Raw genomic sequence first — 17,937 nt, 5'->3', positions numbered from 1 at the left:
GAGTCACCCATGGCACGTGCGGTCGGAATTGACCTCGGAACCACCAACTCGGCCGTCTCCGTCCTCGAGGGCGGCGAGCCGAGCATCATCGCGAACGCCGAGGGCGGGCGCACGACGCCCTCCGTCGTCGCCTTCTCCAAGAACGGGGAGGTGCTCGTCGGTGAGGTCGCCAAGCGCCAGGCCGTCACCAACGTCGACCGGACCATCCGCTCGGTCAAGCGCCACATGGGCACGGGCTGGAAGTCGGCCGAGATCGACGGCAAGACCTACAACGCCCAGGAGATCAGCGCCCGCATCCTGCAGAAGCTCAAGCGCGACGCCGAGTCCTACCTCGGTGAGACGGTGACCGACGCCGTCATCACCGTGCCCGCCTACTTCGACGACGCCGAGCGCCAGGCCACGAAGGAGGCCGGCGAGATCGCGGGCCTCAACGTCCTGCGCATCGTCAACGAGCCCACCGCGGCCGCGCTGGCCTACGGCCTCGACAAGGGCAAGGAGGACGAGCTCATCCTCGTCTTCGACCTCGGTGGCGGCACGTTCGACGTGTCCCTCCTGGAGGTCGGCAAGGATGCCGAGGACGGCTTCGCCACGATCCAGGTGCGTGCCACCAACGGCGACAACCACCTCGGCGGCGACGACTGGGACGACGTCATCGTCCAGCACCTCATCACCCAGGTGAAGAACAAGACGGGCCAGGACCTGTCCAAGGACAAGATCGCGATGCAGCGCCTGCGCGACGAGGCCGAGCGCGCCAAGAAGGAGCTCTCCACCGCGACGAGCACCAACATCTCGGCGCAGTACATCTCGATGACGCCCGAAGGCCCGATCCACCTCGACGAGAACCTCAGCCGCGCGCAGTTCGAGCAGATGACCAAGTCGCTCCTCGACCGCACCAAGGCGCCGTTCCACAAGGTCATCGAGGACGCCGGCATCAAGGTCGCCGACATCGACCACGTCGTGCTCGTCGGCGGCTCCACCCGCATGCCGGCCGTCAGCAGCCTCGTCAAGGAGATGACCGGCGGCAAGGAGCCCAACAAGGGCGTCAACCCCGACGAGGTCGTCGCCATGGGCGCGAGCCTGCAGGCCGGTGTCCTCAAGGGTGAGCGCAAGGACGTCCTGCTCATCGACGTCACGCCGCTCTCGCTCGGCATCGAGACCAAGGGTGGCCTGTTCACCAAGCTCATCGAGCGCAACACCGCGATCCCGACGAAGCGCTCGGAGATCTTCAGCACCGCCGACGACAACCAGCCGTCGGTCCTCATCCAGGTCTTCCAGGGTGAGCGCGAGATCGCCCAGCACAACAAGTCGCTCGGCACCTTCGAGCTGACCGGCATCGCCCCCGCCCCGCGTGGCGTGCCCAAGATCGAGGTCACCTTCGACATCGACGCCAACGGCATCGTCAACGTCTCCGCCAAGGACCAGGGCACCGGCAAGGAGCAGAAGATGACGATCACCGGCGGCTCGGCCCTGTCCAAGGAAGAGATCGACCGCATGGTCAAGGACGCCGAGGCCCACGCCGAGGAGGACCACAAGCGTCGCGAGGAGGCCGAGGTCAAGAACCAGGCCGAGCAGCTCGTCTTCTCGACCGAGACCTTCCTCAAGGAGTCGGGCGACAAGGTCCCGGCCGACGTCAAGACGCCGGTCGAGGAGTCGCTCGCCGACCTCAAGGCGGCCATCGCCGAGGGGTCCGAGGCCAGCGCCGACGACATCAAGGCCAAGGTCGAGGACCTCAACACGAAGTCCCAGGCGATGGGCCAGGCGGTGTACGCCTCCGAGCAGGCTTCCGCCAACGCCGCGGGTTCCGCTGGGGCGCAGGACGGTTCGCCCGCCAGCGAGTCCGCCGGCGCGTCCCACGGTGACGAGGACGTCGTCGACGCCGAGGTCGTCGACGACGACGAGGCCAAGGACGCCAAGTGACCGACTCCGAGGTCCACGGCACGTCCGGCGAGCAGCCCGACGTGACCGCCACGGGCGCGGAGGGTGCCGGCGACCACGCCGCCGGCACCCCGCCCCGGGGCGGCAACGCCCCGGACGAGCGCCACCACACCTACTACGAGGGCGGCCCGGGCGCCTCGTCCGAGCCGGGTGGTGAGGACGAGTTCGACCACGCCGCAGGCGAGTCCGGCCACGCCACCGAGTCATCCGAGGCCACCGAGCCCAGCGACTCCGGTGAGTCGGAGGGGCTCGCCCTCGCCGAGGAGGACACCATGGCAGCGACGCTGCTCGCCGACCTGCAGCGACTGCAGGCCGAGTACGTCAACTACAAGAAGCGCGTCGACCGCGACCGTGAGGTCATCCGCCACACTGCGGTCGGCAGCGTCGTCGAGTCGCTGCTGCCGGTGCTGGACGACATCCACATGGCCCGCCAGGCCGGTGACCTCGCCTCCGGCCCGTTCGCGTCCATCGCCGAGAAGCTCGAGGCCACCCTCGGCCGCTACGGCGTCGAGCGCCTGGGCGAGGCGGGGCAGGAGTTCGACCCCAACGTGCACGAGGCCCTCATGCACGTCGAGGCGGAGCTCCCCGAGGGCGCGACGGGAACGACCGTCGTGCAGGTGCTCCAGCCGGGCTACCGCATCGGCGACCGGCTCGTCCGGGCCGCGCGGGTGTCGGTGGCCGACCCTGCCTGAGACGTCCGCCGCCGGGCTGCCTGCGCAGCCCGGCGGCATACCCGATGATGGGAGCAGCGTGAGAGTCACCGTGAAGGAGGAGGTGCGCCATGGCTAGTCAGGACTGGTTCGAGAAGGACTTCTACGCGATCCTCGGCGTGCCCCAGGACGCCGACGCCGCGACGATCAAGAAGACCTACCGCAAGGTCGCCCGCACCATGCACCCCGACCACAACGTCGGGGACCCCAAGGCCGAGGAGCGCTTCAAGGAGGTCGGGGAGGCGTATGCCGTCCTCAGCGACCCCGAGAAGCGCCGCGAGTACGACGCGATCCGTGCCATGTCGCACGGCGGGGCGCGCTTCACGGCGGGCGGTCCGGGCGGTCCTGGCGCAGGTTTCGAGGACATCTTCTCCGCGTTCGGCGGTCCCGGCGGTCCGGGAGGGCCCGGCGGAGAACGGGTCCGGTTCAACACCGGTGGCGGTGCGCAGCCCAACCTCGAGGACATCCTCGGCCAGATGTTCGGGGGCGGCGCTCCCGGTGCGGGCTACGGCGGCTACGGCGCGCCCGCAGGCCCCCGGCCCGGGGCCGACGTCCAGGCGAGCACGCGCATCGGCTTCCGCGACGCGGTCGAGGGCTCCACGGTCGCGCTCAGCTCACCCGACCTCGGGCGCATCAACGCCCGCATCCCTCCCGGGGTCAAGGACGGTCAGCGGATCCGTCTGCGCGGCAAGGGCCGTCAGGGCGATCCTGGTGCTGCGCCCGGCGACCTCATCCTCACCGTGGCGGTCGACAAGCACCCCGTCTTCGGCCGGGAGGGTGACAACCTCACCCTGGACCTCCCGGTCACGTTCGCGGAGGCCGCCCTCGGGGCGACCGTTGCCGTCCCCACGCTCGACGGCAGCACGGTCAAGGTCAAGGTCGCGCCGGGCACGCCGAGCGGCAGGGTCCTGCGGCTCAAGGGACGTGGCGTCAAGCGGGGTGACCACGTCGGTGACCTCCTCGCCAAGGTGCAGGTCGTGGTGCCCCAACGCCTGACCGACGAGGCCCGCGACGCCGTGGAGAAGATGGCCGAGGCCGAGGTCGGCCACGACCCGAGGGCCGACCTGTTCGAGCGCGCCCGGGCCTGATGTGGGGCTGACGAGGAGCTGACGAGAGAGAAGGTGGCGACGATGGCCCGCAGAAGCGCCCGCCCCGGTGGGCACGACGACGACGCACCCGTCTTCGTCATCTCGGTGGCGGCCGAGCTGGCCGGCATGCACGCGCAGACGCTGCGGCAGTACGACCGGCTCGGCCTCGTCTCCCCGTCGCGCACCCGTGGGGGCGGGCGGCGCTACAGCACGCGCGACGTCCAGCTGCTCCGTGAGGTGCAGCGGCTGTCCCAAGAGGGAGTGTCGCTCGCCGGGATCCAGCGCATCATGGCCCTCGAGAACCACGTCGCGGCCCTCCAGTCCCGCGTCGATGAGCTCGCGTCCGAGCTGTCGGCCGCGCAGGCCGCGCTGTCATCGAATGCACGCGTCTTCGCGGTCGGTCCACGCGGCGAGGTGGTCACCGTGCGCCCGGGCCAGCGACCACCACGCGCCCCGTCGTCGCAGGCCCTCGTCGTGTGGCGCCCCGAGCGCTAGATTCACGCCGCTCAGGACCTGGCCCGTGTGTCAGACTGTGCACGCCTCGAGCAGACGGGGCGCGCGACGACGGAAAGCCGCCGGAGGCATGATCCCACTCCCGGAGGTCGTGTGACCCCGCAGCACCCGGAGGGCGACCTTTCCGGCGCCCCCACGACGGCCGCCCAAGACGTCGGCCGGCCCACCGCCCGTCAGGGTGAGATGCTCGACCTGTTCCACCGGACCGACTGGTCGTCGACGCCGTTCGGCCCGGTCGAGAGCTGGTCATCCGACCTGACGTTCCTCCTCGACGTCTGCCTGTCCTCGCGCTTCCCCATGCTCATCTGCTGGGGGCCGGACCTGCTCATGCTCTACAACGACGGCTACCGTGCCCTGCTCGGTTCGAGCAAGCACCCTCAGGCGTGGGGCTGTCCCGTACGCGAGGTCTGGCCCGAGGTCTGGGACGTCATCGGACCCATGCTCGCGGGCGTCGCGAATGGTGGGCCGGCGACGTGGGTCGAGGACGAGCTGCTCGTCGTCGACCGCAACGGCTACCTCGAGGAGGCCTACTTCACGTGGTCCTACGGCGCCGTCCACGACGGCACCGGCGCGGTCACCGGCATCCTCAATGTCGCCACCGAGACGTCGGCCAAGGTGCTGGCCGAGCGCCGGGCCGACGTGTCCGCCCGACTCCTCGCCACCTTGGCCGACGCCGAGGATGCGGAGGACGTGCGTGGCCGCTGCCTCGACGTGCTGCGCTCCGACAACCACGACCACCTCGAGAGCGACCTCCGGTGGGCCGCGCCGGGCCAACCGGCGCCTGCCGCCGTCGACGACGAGGGTCGCACGGTCCACGTCGTGCCCGTCGTGGAGCCGGGCGCCGTCGAACCCATCGCGCACCTGCTGCTGACCGAGAACCCCCGCCAGCCGTGGGACCCGACGCTCCAGGGCTACGCCGAGGTGTGCGCCTCCCACGTGGCCATGGCCTTGAGCGGCATCCGGCACCTCGAGGAGGAGCGCCGCCGGACGGAGGTCCTGACCGAGCTCGACATCGCCAAGTCGGACTTCTTCGCGAACGTCAGCCATGAGCTGCGTACGCCGCTCACGCTCATTGCCGGCCCGGTGCAGGACGCCCTCGCCGACAGCGCGCTGGACCCCGAGCAGCGCCGGCGCTTCGAGCTGATCCGCCGCAACACGGACCGTCTCGCCGGTCTCGTGGACCGCATCCTCGACCTCACGAGGGCCGAGGCCGGGGCGGTCGAGCCGCACTGGGTCGAGGCCGACATCGAGGAGCTGGTGGCCGGGATCGCCGCGAACTTCCGACCGGCCATCGAGCACTCGGGTCTGGAGTTCGAGGTCGTCTGCGACGAGCTCGACCACGACGCCTACGTCGACGTCGACATGTTCGAGCGCATCGTGCTCAACCTGCTCGCGAACGCCCTGAAGTTCACGGCGCAGGGCGGCATCTCGCTCCGGCTGACCGGGGGCGACGGCGGCTACTCGGTGGCGGTCACCGACACCGGTATCGGCATCGCCGAGCAGGACCTCGACCTGGTCTTCGACCGGTTCCGACAGCTCGACCGCGGCGAGGAACGTCGGTCGCGCGAGGGTGCCGGCATCGGGCTCTCACTCGTGCGCCAGCTCGTCGACCTGATGGGGGGCGCCGTCTCCGTGCAGTCGACCCAGGGGGAGGGCAGCACGTTCACGGTGTCCTTCCCCTGGGGCAAGGCGGCTTCCGGAGCGGCCTTGCGCCCCTCGATCCGGCCACGGTCGGCCGAGTCCTTCATCGACGAGGCGAGCAGCTGGGTGGTCCGCGACGACGTCGCGGCCCAGATGGAGGGACTGACCACCGAGACCGGCGCGCCGACGTCCCCGACGTCCCCGACGTCCCCGACGTCCACGACGTCCCCGGTGGCGACGGTCGCAGAGCCCCGGCCGACGCTGCTCGTCGTCGAGGACAACCACGACATGCGCGACTACATCACGCGCCACTGCGTCGTCGACTACGACATCGTGGCGGTGCGCGACGGGGTCGAGGCGCTCGAGCACCTCCGCGCGCGGCGCCCCTCCATCGTGCTCGCCGATGTGATGATGCCGCGCCTGGACGGGCTGGGGCTCGTCCGCGAGATCCGCTCGGACCCGTCCCTGCGCGACCTCCCGGTCGTGCTGCTGTCGGCGCGGGCCGGTGTCGAGGCCAGCACGACCGGCCTGCTCGAGGGTGCCGACGACTACGTCGTCAAGCCGTTCGATCCGGTGGAGCTGCGGGCGCGCCTGGCCGCCAACCTGGTCAGGTCCCGCTCGCGCTCGCGCGACGCTGCGTGGCTCCGTGCCATCCTCGCGGCCATCCAGGAGCCCTTCGTGGTCGTCGACCGCGCGGGACGCGTGGTCCAGGTCAACGACGTCTTCACACGCACCTTCGGCTGGTCCCTGGCCGACGGGCCCCTCGTGCCTCCCTACCCGTGGTGGATCCCGGAGTCGGAGTCACCCGACGAGCACGCCCAGCACCAGCGACGCATGGGGCTGCTGCAGTCCGGGCAGCCGGTCGAGGACGACCGTTACCGCATCCTGCGGCGCGGCGGCGGCGAGGCGTGGGTCCACGTGCGGTCCGCGAGCGTGCCCGGCACGGCGGAGTACGACGGCTTCATCATCGTCGTCCTCCGCGACGAGACGCGTGAGCACGAGTCCCGGATGCGGCGCGAGCTCGCGGCCCGGATCGCGGTCGACCTCGCGACGGCTGGCGACCTCGACCAGGTCCTCGCCACCGCGGTCACGGGCTTCACCGTGCTCTTCGACGGCGCGGTGACCCTGCGCGTCTCGCCGACGAAGCACGAGGCGGTCCTGCTGTCGCCCCGCGGGCGCGTGTCGCCCGATGATCTCGACCCGGCCGTACGCCGTGGGCTCGAGTCCTCGCCCCGCGGCCACGACGTGATCGTCGGCGAGAAGCGGGAGGGCCTCCTGCTCCTGCCGACGGCCCACGAGTCCGACTGCCGGGCCTGGGTGCAGTTCGACGAGCCTCGCCTCGTCTCCAGCGACGAGCTCATCGTCGGGGACCTCCTGGCGCAGTCGCTCGGTCAGGCCGTGGACCGTGTCATCGCGCAGCGGGCCCGCACGGAGAAAGAGCGCCAGCTCGAGCAGGCCATCGAGAGCCACCGGCTCATCGGCCACGCGGTGGGCGTCCTCATCGAACGTCACCGCATCACGCCCCAGCAGGGCTTCGAGATGCTGCGGCAGGCCTCGCTCAGCCGCAACGTCAAGCTGCGCGAGCTGGCGGCGCGGGTGGTCGAGAGCGGTCAGGACCCCGACAAGGCGTGAGCCCACGGGCCACGGAGCCCGCGCGACTGACCGTCAGCCCGGTCGCATCGTGCCGGGTTTGTCGGGCGATGGGCGGGGTGCAACACTGTGCTGCCTCCAAGTTCGCGGGCCTTCCCCAGCCATGCCCTGGAGGCCCCGTGAGCGTCATGCCGCCGTCGAGCGCTGCGGACGGACACGTCGCGGATCCCGGCGTGGCCGCCCAGGTGGCGAGCGCGGCACGGCAGCTGGTGCGTGCTGCCGACCTCGAGGAGGCGCTCGCCGTGGCGGCCTCCGCGATCGGGGACGCGACCGGCGGTGAGGCGGCGCTCAGGGTCACGGCCACGCCGCACGACCTCCATGCCGGTGCCTCCGGGGTGGTGCCTCCGTCGGCGCTGTCGCCGGCGGTTCGTTCCGTCCTGACCGCGGGGTCCGATCGTGACGCGGTGCGGGGCCTGTTCCTCGAGTCGTCGGGGCACGAGGCGACCTGCCGGGCGTGGATCGGACTGGATCGGCCGCTGGCCCACCTCGCAGTCGAGCGAACGCTTGCCGAGCTGCTGCTGCACGCGCTGGCGCTGGCGGTCGACCGGATCGTCATCGTCGACCGCTTCCGCGAGAGCGAGGCGAACTTCGAACGGGCCGTCGAGAGCCACCGACTCGTCGGTCAGGCCATGGGCATCCTCATCGAGCGCCACAAGATCGTGCCGGGGGAGGCGTTCGACGTGCTCCGGCGCGCCTCCCAGGACCACAACGTCAAGCTGCGCGAGATCGCGCGGCGGGTCATCGACACCGGCGCCGAGCCGGACGAGGTCGTCTGAGCAGCTCCGAGTGCCGGAGCTCTGTCCCGGCGGGTGTCAGCGGCCGCGGAGCCGCGCCAGGAACCCGCTTGGGGGCTCGATGACGGCTGAGGGCAGTTCTGGGCCCGAGGCGGTGGAGCCACCGGTGCCCGCCGGCATCGGTGCACCGCCGCACGCGCGCCACACGCGGGTGAGGAGCGCATCGACGTCAGCTCTCTCGTAGCCGCGCCGGACCGTCGTCGTCGGGAACCGGCTCGTCTGGACGGTCGCCAGGATCTCGTGGTCGGCCACATCCATGCCGAGCTGGCCGACGAGCATGTCGATGAGGTCGTCCACGGCGCCCTCGTCGTAGCCGGTCCGGAACTGGGTCGTGCGAAAGCGGGCGGCGCGCAGCTCGTCGGCTAGCGTGGATCGATCCATGCGGTGAGCCTAGGCGGAGCCCGGCGCGCGAGCGTGGCGGCGCGCACCCTGCGGCATGCGCCACCTTCACGAGACGCATGAAGTTGAGCGGAATACACTCAAGTCAGCGCCGGTTGACGCCAATGCACCCATCCCCCCACCAGGAGCACGCATGGACCTACAGCTGACCAACAAGGCTCAGGAGGCCTTCGCCCAGGCCGCGACGACCGCGACGGGCAAGCACCACCCGAACATCGAGCCGGCTCACCTGCTGCTCGCGTTGGCAGCCCAGAGCGGCACGACCACACCGGCCCTGCTCACCGCGGGCGGCTCGAGCGTCGCCGCCGCGACGGCCGCCGCCGAGCGCGCCATGGCCACCATGCCGCGGGTCACCGGCGGCACCCAGCAGCCGCAGCTCTCGCCCGCGGCGGCCCGCGTCATCCAGCAGGCGCAGCAGTACATGACGGCCATGGGCGACTCGTACGTCTCCACCGACCACCTGCTGCTCGCCCTCGCGCGCACGGGGCAGTTCGGCCTCGACGCCGATGCCGTGGAGAAGGCCATCCCCGAGCTGCGCGGTGGGCGCCCGGTCACGTCCGACAACCCCGAAGGCACCTTCGAGGCGCTGTCGAAGTACGGCACCGACCTCACGGCCCGCGCCCGCGAGGGCAAGCTCGACCCCGTCATCGGTCGGGACGCCGAGATCCGCCGCGTCGTGCAGGTGCTGTCCCGCCGCACGAAGAACAACCCGGTCCTCATCGGCGAGCCCGGCGTCGGCAAGACGGCCGTCGTCGAGGGGCTGGCCCAGCGCATCGTCGAGGGCGACGTGCCCGAGAGCCTGCGCGACAAGACGCTCTACTCCCTCGACCTCGCGGCCATGCTCGCCGGCGCCAAGTACCGCGGCGAGTTCGAGGAGCGGCTCAAGGCGGTCCTCGAGGAGATCAAGGGCAGCGACGGGCAGATCGTCACCTTCATCGACGAGATCCACACGGTCGTCGGCGCGGGCGCCGGCGGCGAGGGCGCCATGGATGCCGGCAACATGCTCAAGCCCATGCTCGCCCGTGGCGAGCTGCGCCTCGTCGGCGCGACGACGCTCGACGAGTACCGCAAGCACATCGAGAAGGACGCCGCGCTCGAACGCCGCTTCCAGCAGGTCTTCGTCGGCGAGCCGTCGGTCGAGGACACCATCGCCATCCTGCGCGGCCTCAAGGAGCGCTACGAGGCGCACCACAAGGTGACGATCGCCGACTCGGCGCTCGTCGCGTCCGCGTCCCTGTCCGACCGCTACATCTCGGGACGGCAGCTGCCGGACAAGGCCATCGACCTCATCGACGAGGCGGCCTCGCGGCTGCGGATGGAGATCGACTCGAGCCCCGTCGAGATCGACGAGCTCCGTCGTGCCGTCGACCGGTTGAAGATGGAGGAGTTCGCCCTCGAACAGGAGACCGACGCCGCGTCGCGCGACCGCCTCGAGCGGCTGCGCAAGGACCTCGCCGACCGGTCCGAGGAGCTCGCGGCCCTCAATGCCCGGTGGGAGGCCGAGAAGGCGGGCCTCAACGCCGTCGGTGACCTCAAGGCGCGCATCGACGACCTGCGCATGCAGGCCGACCGGCTCCAGCGCGAGGGCGACCTCGCCGGCGCCTCGAAGATCGCCTACGGCGACATCCCCGCGCTCGAGAAGCAGCTGGAATCCGCGCAGGAGCGCGAGGCGGCGGCCACCTCCGTCGGGGACGAGCCCATGGTCAAGGAGGAGGTCGGTGCCGACGACATCGCCGACGTCATCTCCGCCTGGACCGGCATCCCTGCCGGCCGTCTCCTGGAGGGGGAGTCCGAGAAGCTGCTGCACATGGAGGAGCACATCGGCGCCCGCCTCATCGGCCAGACCGACGCCGTGCGCGCCGTGTCCGACGCCGTCCGTCGCACCCGTGCCGGTGTCTCGGACCCGGACCGGCCCACCGGCTCGTTCCTCTTCCTCGGCCCGACGGGTGTCGGCAAGACGGAGCTGGCCAAGAGCCTGGCGGACTTCCTCTTCGACGACGAGCGGGCCATGGTCCGCATCGACATGTCGGAGTACTCCGAGCGCCACTCCGTGGCCCGCCTCATCGGCGCACCCCCTGGCTACGTCGGCTACGAGGAGGGCGGCCAGCTCACCGAGGCCGTCCGACGTCGGCCGTACTCCGTGATCCTGCTCGACGAGATCGAGAAGGCGCACCCCGAGACGTTCGACATCCTGCTCCAGGTGCTCGACGACGGTCGGCTCACCGACGGGCAGGGTCGCACCGTCGACTTCCGCAACGTCATCCTCGTGCTGACCTCCAACCTCGGGTCGCAGTTCCTCACCGACCCGCTGCTCGGCCCGGAGGCGCGACGCGAGTCGGTCATGGGTGTGGTGCGGTCGTCGTTCAAGCCGGAGTTCCTCAACCGGCTCGACGAGATCGTGGTCTTCGACGCCCTGAGCCGCGACGACCTGGCCCAGATCGTGGACCTGCAGGTGAAGGCGTTCGCCCAGCGGCTCTCGGACCGCCGCATCACCCTCGAGGTCACCGACGACGCACGCCAGTGGCTCGCGACCCGGGGCTTCGACCCGGCCTACGGGGCTCGCCCGCTCCGTCGGCTCGTGCAGCGCGAGATCGGCGACCGGCTGGCCCGGGGGCTGCTCTCCGGCGAGGTCCGCGACGGGTCCACCGTGAAGGTCGGTGTCGACGCGGCGCAGGAGACGCTCACGCTCGTCTGAACAGCTCGGCATCCCAGCCGAACTCACGGGCGGCCGCGACGTTCTCGTCGCGGTCGTCCGTGAACCACACCTCGTCATGGGCCACCACGCGCCCGAGGTCGGCCTCGATGGCGCGATGGGCGGCGGCATACGCCAGCGGGTCGGGCTTGACCACGCCGAAGTCCGCGCTGTTGAGCAGGCCGTCGAAGAGCCGGGTGATCCCGAGCAGCTCCAGCTCCTGCGGCACGTAGTCGGTGCCGTTGGTGAAGACGTAGGTGCGGTGGCCGTCGGAGCGCAGCGTCTCGAGCCGGTCGACGGTCTCGTCGATGACCGAACCGCGGTGCTCGCGCCAGCGCGTCATGTGCTCGCGCACCCGCGCCGGCTCGGGGACGACGTCCTCGAGCGCGGCGCAGATGGCGGCATACCACTGGTCGAAGCTGCGCCGACCGGTGATGGTCGGCAGGAGCAGATCAGTGCGGAACGCCGTCGCCGCGACGTGCCCGGCCGGTAGCCCGAGCGCCGCCTCGATGGCGGGGTCGGCGTCACCGGGCGCGAAGTCCCGTACGACGCCGTCGAGGTCGAAGACGTATGCCGTGTGGCCCCTCACACCGCCCCGTCGCGCTGCTCGCGCGTGGCGTCGCGCTGCTCGTGGGCGAAGTCGCCCTGCTCGGGTGTGGCGTCGCCGGCCGAGCCGGGCGCGTCGCTCCACGACGCGGTGCCCTCGTGGACGTTGCCCTCGGCGCGGCCGGTCACGACGTCCGCCACCGACGGGCCCTCGCGCTCGCGCCACTCGGCCTCGCGGCGCTCGAGCTCGGCCTCACGGGTGTCCAGGCCCTCGTGACGCGCGGAGAGCTCGCTCTCACGGCGACGCAGGTCCTCGTCGCGCAGACCCGCCTCCTGGAACTTGCGCTCGTGGTCGCGGCGTGCGGCCTCGGCGTTCTCCTCGGCCTCGGTGAGACGGGCAGCCTCCTTGTTCTCGCGGCGCACCCGGACGCGACGGCGGGCCGCTGCGGAGGCCATCGCCCAGCCGAGCGCGAAGAGGAGCACCGCCACCGCGCCGTAGAGGGCGAGCTCGAGCGCTGTCGCGTTGCGCGTGAAGCCGAAGGCCGAGACGGCAATCGTCCCGGCTGCGGTGTGGGTCGCGAGGTAGGTGACGACGCCGGCTCCGGCGCCGACCAGCATCAGGATGACTCCGAGCAGGGCCATGGGTTAGAGCTCCTTCGTCAGTGACGGGTCGTCCCGCCGTGATCGTCCCCGACCCTAGCCATACCCACATCGACGCGCCCGGCCGAAGGGGGTGGCCCCCTCGGTTAGCCTGACCCCCATGCGCATCACGGGAAAGCTCGCCGCCGCCGTCCTCTCGGGGCTCTGCGTCGTCACGGTGACGTCCTGCTCGAGCGATCCGCAGGGTGCCTCGTCCGGCCAGTCGCAGCAGTCGCCGGCGCAGCAGCTGGCCGCCGCCAAGACCAAGGTCGACGCCGCGCCGTCGGTCCACCTCAAGCTCGCCAGCGCGAACGTGCCGCAGGGCGCCAGTGGCGTGGTGTCGGCCGACGGCTGGGGCAAGCACCCGCCGGCGTTCAAGGGCACGTTCAAGGTGACGCTCAAGGGAGTGCAGGCCGACGCGGAGATCACCTCGATCGGCGGTGAGGTCTATGCGAAGCTGCCGCTCATCCCGGGCACCAACAAGATCGACCCCAAGACCTTCGGCCTGCCCGACCCGGCCGTTCTCTTCTCTCCCGACCAGGGGCTCACGACGCTGCTCACCGCGACGACGTCCCCCGTCGCGGGCGACAAGGTGCGCCAGGGCTCCGAGGTGCTCTCCACGATCAAGGGCAGCCTGCCGGGCAAGGCCGTCACCGACCTGTTCCTCATCGGCGACAGCAGCGGCACCTTCTCCGTCACGTACGGCCTCACCGACTCGCAGGAGCTGCGCCAGGTCGTCATCACCGGGCCGTTCTTCGGCGCGGGCACGACGTCGACGTACACCTTGACCCTCGATCAGTACGGTCAGCCCGTCACGATCTCCAAGCCCTGACCCGCCGGTGACGTCACCCGACGACGCGGCCGTGGGCTCCGCGACGACCGCCGGCACGCGCCGCCTGGCGCTGCTCTCGGCCGCGTCGGCGGCCGTCGCGCTCGCGGCGGCCGACACCTACGTCGTCGTGCTCGCGCTGACGGACATGATGGCCGGTGTCGGCATCGGCATCGACGCGCTCCAGCGGGCCACGCCGATCATCTCCGGCTTCCTTCTCGGCTACATCGCGGTGCTGCCCCTCATCGGCCGCCTGTCCGACCTGCTCGACCGGCGCCGGATCCTGCTCGGCTGCCTGCTCGTCTTCGCTGTCGGGTCCGCCGTCACGGCGCTCGCCGTCGAGATGCCGGTGCTCATCACGGGACGCGTGCTCCAGGGCATCGGCGGCGGTGGTCTCGTGCCGGCGACCCTCGCGCTCGTCGCAGACCTGTGGCCGCCGCACCGGCGCGGCACCCCGCTCGGCGTCGTGGGTGCCGTGCAGGAGCTGGGGTCAGTCCTCGGACCGGTGCTGGGCGCGGTCGTCCTCGCGTGGTCGGGATGGCGAGCGATCTTCTGGCTCAACGTCGCTGCCGCTCTCGTGTTGTATGCCGTCATCCACCTCCTCGGGTCCCGCTCGGTCTCGTCGGGGTCGGAGCGGGGTGGTTCGGCGCGCCGGCGCCGGAACCGGGCCCTGCCGGTTGTGGCGGCAGTGCTCACGGTGCTCGGGCTCGGTGTCACGGGCCTCGCGTTGGCGGCGCCCGAGTCCCTCGTCACCGACGTCGCGCTCGGCGCGCCGTTCGTCCCCTTCGCCGGCACGTCTCGGCTGCTGACGCCGATCGGGGTCGTCGGGCTCGGGCTGTTGCTCGTCGTCGCGGCCCTGACGGCACCGCGCTGGTGGGCCGTGCTGCGGCGCGCCGACCTCGTCGGGGCGCTGCTCGTCGCCGTCGCCCTCGGCAGCCTCGTGCTGACCTTCGCGTCGTCCGACCCGGAGAAGGAGGTGGTGGGCCCGCTCGGCTACAGCCTCCTGCCCGTCGGCGCCCTCGCCCTCGTCGTCCTCGCCTGGTGGCACCGCCGCGCCGCGGACCCGCTGATCCCGCGCGGCGTCGTGGGCGCCCGCGGCCTGCGCGCCCTCGCCGTCAGCCTGCTCGTCGGCGCGGCCCTCGTCGCCGTCGTCGTTGACGTCCCCCTGCTGGCCCGGCTCACCGACACCTACGACGAGACGGGGGCGGCACTCGTGCTCGTGCGCTTCCTGCTCGCCGTGCCGGTCGGCGCGCTCCTCGGCGGATGGTCGCTGCGCCGGCTCGGGGACGGGGCGGTGGCCGGGGCCGGTCTCCTCGTCGCCGGTGGCGGCCTGCTCGTCATGTCCCGCTGGACCCTGGACTCCGTCAGCGCCACCGTCCCGGCCACGGTCGTCCTCGTCGTCGTCGGCCTCGGCATGGGACTCGCCCTCGCCCCCGTCAACAACGCGGCCCTGGCCGACTCGCCGGCGGACGCGCACGGAGTCGCGAGCTCCCTCGTGGTCGTCGCCCGGATGGTGGGGATGGTCGTGGGTCTCGCGCTGCTCACCTCGATCGGGCTCAGTCGCTACTTCGAGGCCGTCCGCCGTCTGCCCAACCAGCTCGACACCGGCGCCCTCATCGGAGCCGGTGTCGTCCAGGTGCAGACGGTCTTCCTCGGCGGGGCCGTCGCCGCCCTGCTCGGCGCGGTGGCGGCGTTCACCCTGGGGGTCAGCGGCCGCGTGACCGCGACGGAAGCGACGGACGCCGACGCGCCACGCTTCGTCGCGCTCTGACCGACGGGGACCCGCCCAGCACCGAGGTGGCGGTGGATCCGAAGCGCAGCATGCGCATACCACGCATGTCGGTTGAATGCAAGCCGGACGCTTGACGCGTGCTGTCGTGGACCCCGAGTCTGGAGACTCAGGGTGGGCCTCCGGGCCCGCCGTCAGCGAGGAGGAGGGCGCAATGGACGAGCACGTGCTGAACCGTCGGCGAGTTCTGCTGGGAACGGGCGCGGTGGCGATCGGAGGCGTGGCCGTCGCGGCGTCCGCCTCGTCCGCGTCGGCGAACGGCGACTCCGGTCCCAGCGGGAGCTGGGTGATCTCCCGCAAGGACGACCCGCCCGGAGACACGATGACGGTCACGACGGTCGTCAGCTTCGCAGCGGGCGGGGTCCTGATCAGCCAGGACATCTCTCCCGCGGCCTCCCCCTTCACCGGCACGTGGGCACGTCGGGGTGACGGCGGGTTCCAGGGAACGATGTGGGTGGGCCAGCCCGGCCCGGCGGGCCCGGACAAGCCCGGCCTCACGGTCAGAGTCCGAATCCGTGGCAGCGTCCGCAAGGACAAGCTCTCGGGTACCTACCAGTTCTCCGTCTTCGACCCCTCCGGCGCCGTCGTCGCCCACGGCACCGGCTCGTTCACCGGCCACCCGATCGAGGCTTGAGCGAGCTGGGTCACTCCCCGACCTGGAAGACGACGGGGGCGTGGTCCGACGCGCCCTTGCCCTTGCGCTCCTCGCGGTCGATGGCCGCCCCGACGACGCGCGCGGCGAGGGCGGGGGAGCACAGGGCGAAGTCGATGCGCATGCCCTGGCGCTTCGGGAAGCGCAGCTGCGTGTAGTCCCAGTAGGTGAAGGTGCCGGGCTCGCTCGTGTGGGGGCGCACGACGTCGCTGAAGCCTGCGTCGACGACCCCCTGGAAGGCGGCGCGCTCGCCGGGGGAGGTGTGCGTGCGTCCTTCGTAGTACTCGACACTCCACACGTCGGCGTCGGTGGGCGCGATGTTCCAGTCACCGAGGAGGGCGATCTGCGCGTCGGGGTCGTCGGCGAGCCACTGCCGACCGGCCCCGGCCAGCGCGTCGAGCCAGCTCAGCTTGTAGCCCAGGTGCGGGTCGTCGAGGGCGCGGCCGTTGGGCACGTAGAGCGACCACACGCGTACGCCGTCGCAGAGGGCCCCGATGGCGCGGGCCTCCGGTGCCGCCGGCTCGCCCCATCCGGGCATGCCGTCGAATCCGACCCGGACGTCGTCGAGGCCCACGCGCGAGGCGATGGCGACGCCGTTCCACTGGCTGAGGCCGTGATGGGCCACCTCGTAGCCGAGGGCCTCGAACCGCTCGAGCGGGAACTGGTCCTCCCGGGCCTTGGTCTCCTGGATCGCGAGGACGTCGACGTCACTGCGCTCGAGCCAGGCGGCGACGCGGTCGATGCGGGAGCGGATGGAGTTGACGTTCCAGGTGGCGATGCGCACAGTCGGTCACCCTAGACCGCCGCGCCGACGGAGGGTCCCTAGGGTGAGGCGCATGACTGCTGAGCGCACGACGCGACCCACGGCCCTCGTCACGGGAGCCAGCGCCGGTATCGGGCACGAGTTCGCCCGTCAGCTCGCGGCGCGCCAGCACGACCTCGTGCTCGTCGCCCGCGACCGTTCCCGTCTCGAGGCGGTGGCCGCCGAGCTGACGAGCAGGTATGCCGTGTCGGCGGAGGTGCTCGTCGCGGACCTCTCGGACCGGTCGGCGCTGCAGACGGTCGCCGACCGGGTGGCCGACCCGGAGCGTCCGGTCGACGTCCTCGTCAACAACGCGGGCTACGGGCAGCGCCGCAGCTTCCTGCGCAACGACGTCACGGTCGAGGAGGCCGCCTTCGACGTGCTGACCCGGGCCGTGCTCGTCCTGTCCCACGCGGCAGGGGTGGCGATGCGCGAGCGCGGCCGCGGCCGCATCGTCAACGTCTCGTCGGTGGCGGGTTTCATCGCCTCGGGGTCCTACTCGGCGGCCAAGGCCTGGGTCACGACGTTCAGCGAGGGGCTCGCGAGCGAGCTCGCCGGTTCCGGCGTCACGGTGACGGCGCTGTGCCCCGGCTTCACGAACACCGAGTTCCAGCAACGAGCCGGCATCAGCAAGCCGGGGCCCGCCTTCATGTGGCTCGACCCGACGCGTCTGGTGTCCGAATGCCTCGACGACGTCGACAAGGGCCGTGTCCTCTCGGTGCCTGGTCTGCAGTACAAGGCCATCGTCGGACTGTTGCGGGTCGTGCCCCGCTCGGTGGTCCGCCGTCGCGCGCGTCTCGTCCGCCGCTGAACCAGGGGTTCGCGGTGGACGGCACGCGCCGCTCGTCCGCCGGCCGCATCGCGAGACTCTCCCGACTTCGCATGACTGGAGTTGTCTCGTATGTCCTTTTGATACAAGGGAACTCGGGCCTCATATTGCGATTCGACTGATGCGGGAAAACCCGGTGTTACCGTGAAACGGGAGGAGCTCGCCGACTCCTATCACGTCAGTCACGACCGGTCCGGGGGGTCCGCGAGTGGCGGGGGCTCCTACGGTTTGGACAGGCAGATGACGGTGAGAAGGCAGCCATCCGGCTGCTGGCTGGGGGAGAACTGGGTGGCCGGTGCGCACCGCGGTGACAAGCGGTTCGTGACGTCGACCCGGCTCGGCCGGTCGTCATGGTCTTCCTGACTGATGTGAGGTGGGCGGGAGCCACCGCGCCTTCAGGGTGCGGGCGGGATGGGGCAGGCGTTCCGA

At 71.5% G+C, this 17,937-nt stretch carries 15 protein-coding genes; 11 read left to right on the top strand and 4 right to left on the bottom strand.

The genetic code is table 11. The features are described from left to right. Positions 1 to 9: 9 nt before the first annotated feature. From dnaK to AC1DIW_RS07680, 6 genes are all read left to right on the top strand, one after another. A complete protein-coding gene (gene dnaK / locus AC1DIW_RS07705) occupies positions 10 to 1,917 on the top strand; it encodes a molecular chaperone DnaK (protein WP_478107137.1) in 1,908 nt (635 codons plus the stop codon). Continuing rightward, positions 1,914 to 2,627: a nucleotide exchange factor GrpE gene (locus tag AC1DIW_RS07700; RefSeq protein WP_478107135.1), complete on the top strand. Its 714-nt coding sequence runs from the start codon at positions 1,914 to 1,916 to the stop codon at positions 2,625 to 2,627. The genes dnaK and AC1DIW_RS07700 overlap by 4 nt, the downstream gene beginning before the upstream one ends. Positions 2,628 to 2,716: 89 nt before the next feature. Beyond that, positions 2,717 to 3,733, top strand: coding sequence for a DnaJ C-terminal domain-containing protein (locus tag AC1DIW_RS07695; protein ID WP_478107133.1), 1,017 nt, complete (start codon positions 2,717 to 2,719; stop codon positions 3,731 to 3,733). Positions 3,734 to 3,775: 42 nt separating this feature from the next. Then, complete coding sequence (locus AC1DIW_RS07690; protein WP_478107131.1) at positions 3,776 to 4,228, top strand: heat shock protein transcriptional repressor HspR; 453 nt, start codon at positions 3,776 to 3,778, stop codon at positions 4,226 to 4,228. A gap of 111 nt (positions 4,229 to 4,339) precedes the next feature. Then, entirely contained in the window at positions 4,340 to 7,519 is a 3,180-nt protein-coding gene (locus tag AC1DIW_RS07685) for an ATP-binding protein (RefSeq protein WP_478107129.1), read from the top strand. A 146-nt stretch (positions 7,520 to 7,665) separates the two neighbouring features. Continuing rightward, entirely contained in the window at positions 7,666 to 8,313 is a 648-nt protein-coding gene (locus AC1DIW_RS07680) for an ANTAR domain-containing protein (RefSeq protein WP_478107738.1), read from the top strand. A 36-nt stretch (positions 8,314 to 8,349) separates the two neighbouring features. Here AC1DIW_RS07680 and AC1DIW_RS07675 read toward each other — a convergent pair whose 3' ends face one another. Then, the gene (locus AC1DIW_RS07675; protein ID WP_478107128.1) at positions 8,350 to 8,712 is read right to left on the bottom strand and encodes a DivIVA domain-containing protein; all 363 of its coding nucleotides are present in this window, start codon (positions 8,710 to 8,712) and stop codon (positions 8,350 to 8,352) included. A 151-nt stretch (positions 8,713 to 8,863) separates the two neighbouring features. On the opposite strand from AC1DIW_RS07675, the gene clpB reads away from it, so the two are divergent. Beyond that, on the top strand, positions 8,864 to 11,425 hold the full coding sequence (clpB, locus tag AC1DIW_RS07670) for an ATP-dependent chaperone ClpB (RefSeq protein WP_478107126.1): 2,562 nt from the start codon (positions 8,864 to 8,866) through the stop codon (positions 11,423 to 11,425). Here clpB and AC1DIW_RS07665 read toward each other — a convergent pair. Both AC1DIW_RS07665 and AC1DIW_RS07660 read right to left on the bottom strand, forming a co-directional pair. Further along, positions 11,412 to 12,011, bottom strand: coding sequence for an HAD family hydrolase (locus AC1DIW_RS07665; RefSeq protein ID WP_478107124.1), 600 nt, complete (start codon positions 12,009 to 12,011; stop codon positions 11,412 to 11,414). The genes clpB and AC1DIW_RS07665 overlap by 14 nt on opposite strands. Further along, the gene (locus tag AC1DIW_RS07660) at positions 12,008 to 12,610 is read right to left on the bottom strand and encodes a hypothetical protein (RefSeq protein WP_478107122.1); all 603 of its coding nucleotides are present in this window, start codon (positions 12,608 to 12,610) and stop codon (positions 12,008 to 12,010) included. The genes AC1DIW_RS07665 and AC1DIW_RS07660 overlap by 4 nt, the downstream gene beginning before the upstream one ends. A 118-nt stretch (positions 12,611 to 12,728) precedes the next feature. Here AC1DIW_RS07660 and AC1DIW_RS07655 point away from each other — a divergent pair, with 118 nt between their 5' ends. The 3 genes from AC1DIW_RS07655 to AC1DIW_RS07645 all read left to right on the top strand — a co-directional run bounded on the left by AC1DIW_RS07655 (position 12,729) and on the right by AC1DIW_RS07645 (position 15,859). Further along, positions 12,729 to 13,439 (top strand): LppX_LprAFG lipoprotein, encoded by a 711-nt coding sequence (locus AC1DIW_RS07655; protein ID WP_478107120.1) that lies wholly within the window; start codon positions 12,729 to 12,731, stop codon positions 13,437 to 13,439. A gap of 31 nt (positions 13,440 to 13,470) precedes the next feature. Beyond that, a complete protein-coding gene (locus tag AC1DIW_RS07650; protein WP_478107118.1) occupies positions 13,471 to 15,207 on the top strand; it encodes an MFS transporter in 1,737 nt (578 codons plus the stop codon). Between the two features lie 172 nt (positions 15,208 to 15,379). Further along, positions 15,380 to 15,859, top strand: a complete 480-nt coding sequence (locus tag AC1DIW_RS07645) for a hypothetical protein (protein WP_442277320.1) — start codon at positions 15,380 to 15,382, stop codon at positions 15,857 to 15,859. 10 nt (positions 15,860 to 15,869) lie between these two features. On the opposite strand, the gene AC1DIW_RS07640 is transcribed toward AC1DIW_RS07645, so the two are convergent. After that, positions 15,870 to 16,661, bottom strand: coding sequence for an exodeoxyribonuclease III (locus tag AC1DIW_RS07640; protein WP_478107117.1), 792 nt, complete (start codon positions 16,659 to 16,661; stop codon positions 15,870 to 15,872). A gap of 52 nt (positions 16,662 to 16,713) precedes the next feature. On the opposite strand from AC1DIW_RS07640, the gene AC1DIW_RS07635 reads away from it, so the two are divergent. Further along, a complete protein-coding gene (locus AC1DIW_RS07635; protein ID WP_478107116.1) occupies positions 16,714 to 17,490 on the top strand; it encodes an SDR family NAD(P)-dependent oxidoreductase in 777 nt (258 codons plus the stop codon). The last annotated feature ends 447 nt before the right edge of the window (positions 17,491 to 17,937 follow it).

The sequence above is a fragment of the Terrabacter sp. 01T434 genome (assembly GCF_056398545.1).
Note: the sequence above shows the minus strand (reverse complement) of the source record. Positions and strands in the feature narration are given on the sequence as shown.

Bases quoted from the DNA above. Each gene is read 5' to 3' on its own strand.
- clpB (WP_478107126.1), top strand. From the start codon at position 8,864: ATGGACCTACAGCTGACCAACAAGGCTCAGGAGGCCTTCGCCCAGGCC.
- AC1DIW_RS07655 (WP_478107120.1), top strand. From the start codon at position 12,729: ATGCGCATCACGGGAAAGCTCGCCGCCGCCGTCCTCTCGGGGCTCTGC.
- AC1DIW_RS07680 (WP_478107738.1), top strand. From the start codon at position 7,666: ATGCCGCCGTCGAGCGCTGCGGACGGACACGTCGCGGATCCCGGCGTG.
- AC1DIW_RS07690 (WP_478107131.1), top strand. From the start codon at position 3,776: ATGGCCCGCAGAAGCGCCCGCCCCGGTGGGCACGACGACGACGCACCC.
- AC1DIW_RS07645 (WP_442277320.1), top strand. From the start codon at position 15,380: ATGGACGAGCACGTGCTGAACCGTCGGCGAGTTCTGCTGGGAACGGGC.
- AC1DIW_RS07660 (WP_478107122.1), bottom strand. From the start codon at position 12,610: ATGGCCCTGCTCGGAGTCATCCTGATGCTGGTCGGCGCCGGAGCCGGC.
- AC1DIW_RS07695 (WP_478107133.1), top strand. From the start codon at position 2,717: ATGGCTAGTCAGGACTGGTTCGAGAAGGACTTCTACGCGATCCTCGGC.
- dnaK (WP_478107137.1), top strand. From the start codon at position 10: ATGGCACGTGCGGTCGGAATTGACCTCGGAACCACCAACTCGGCCGTC.
- AC1DIW_RS07635 (WP_478107116.1), top strand. From the start codon at position 16,714: ATGACTGCTGAGCGCACGACGCGACCCACGGCCCTCGTCACGGGAGCC.
- AC1DIW_RS07675 (WP_478107128.1), bottom strand. From the start codon at position 8,712: ATGGATCGATCCACGCTAGCCGACGAGCTGCGCGCCGCCCGCTTTCGC.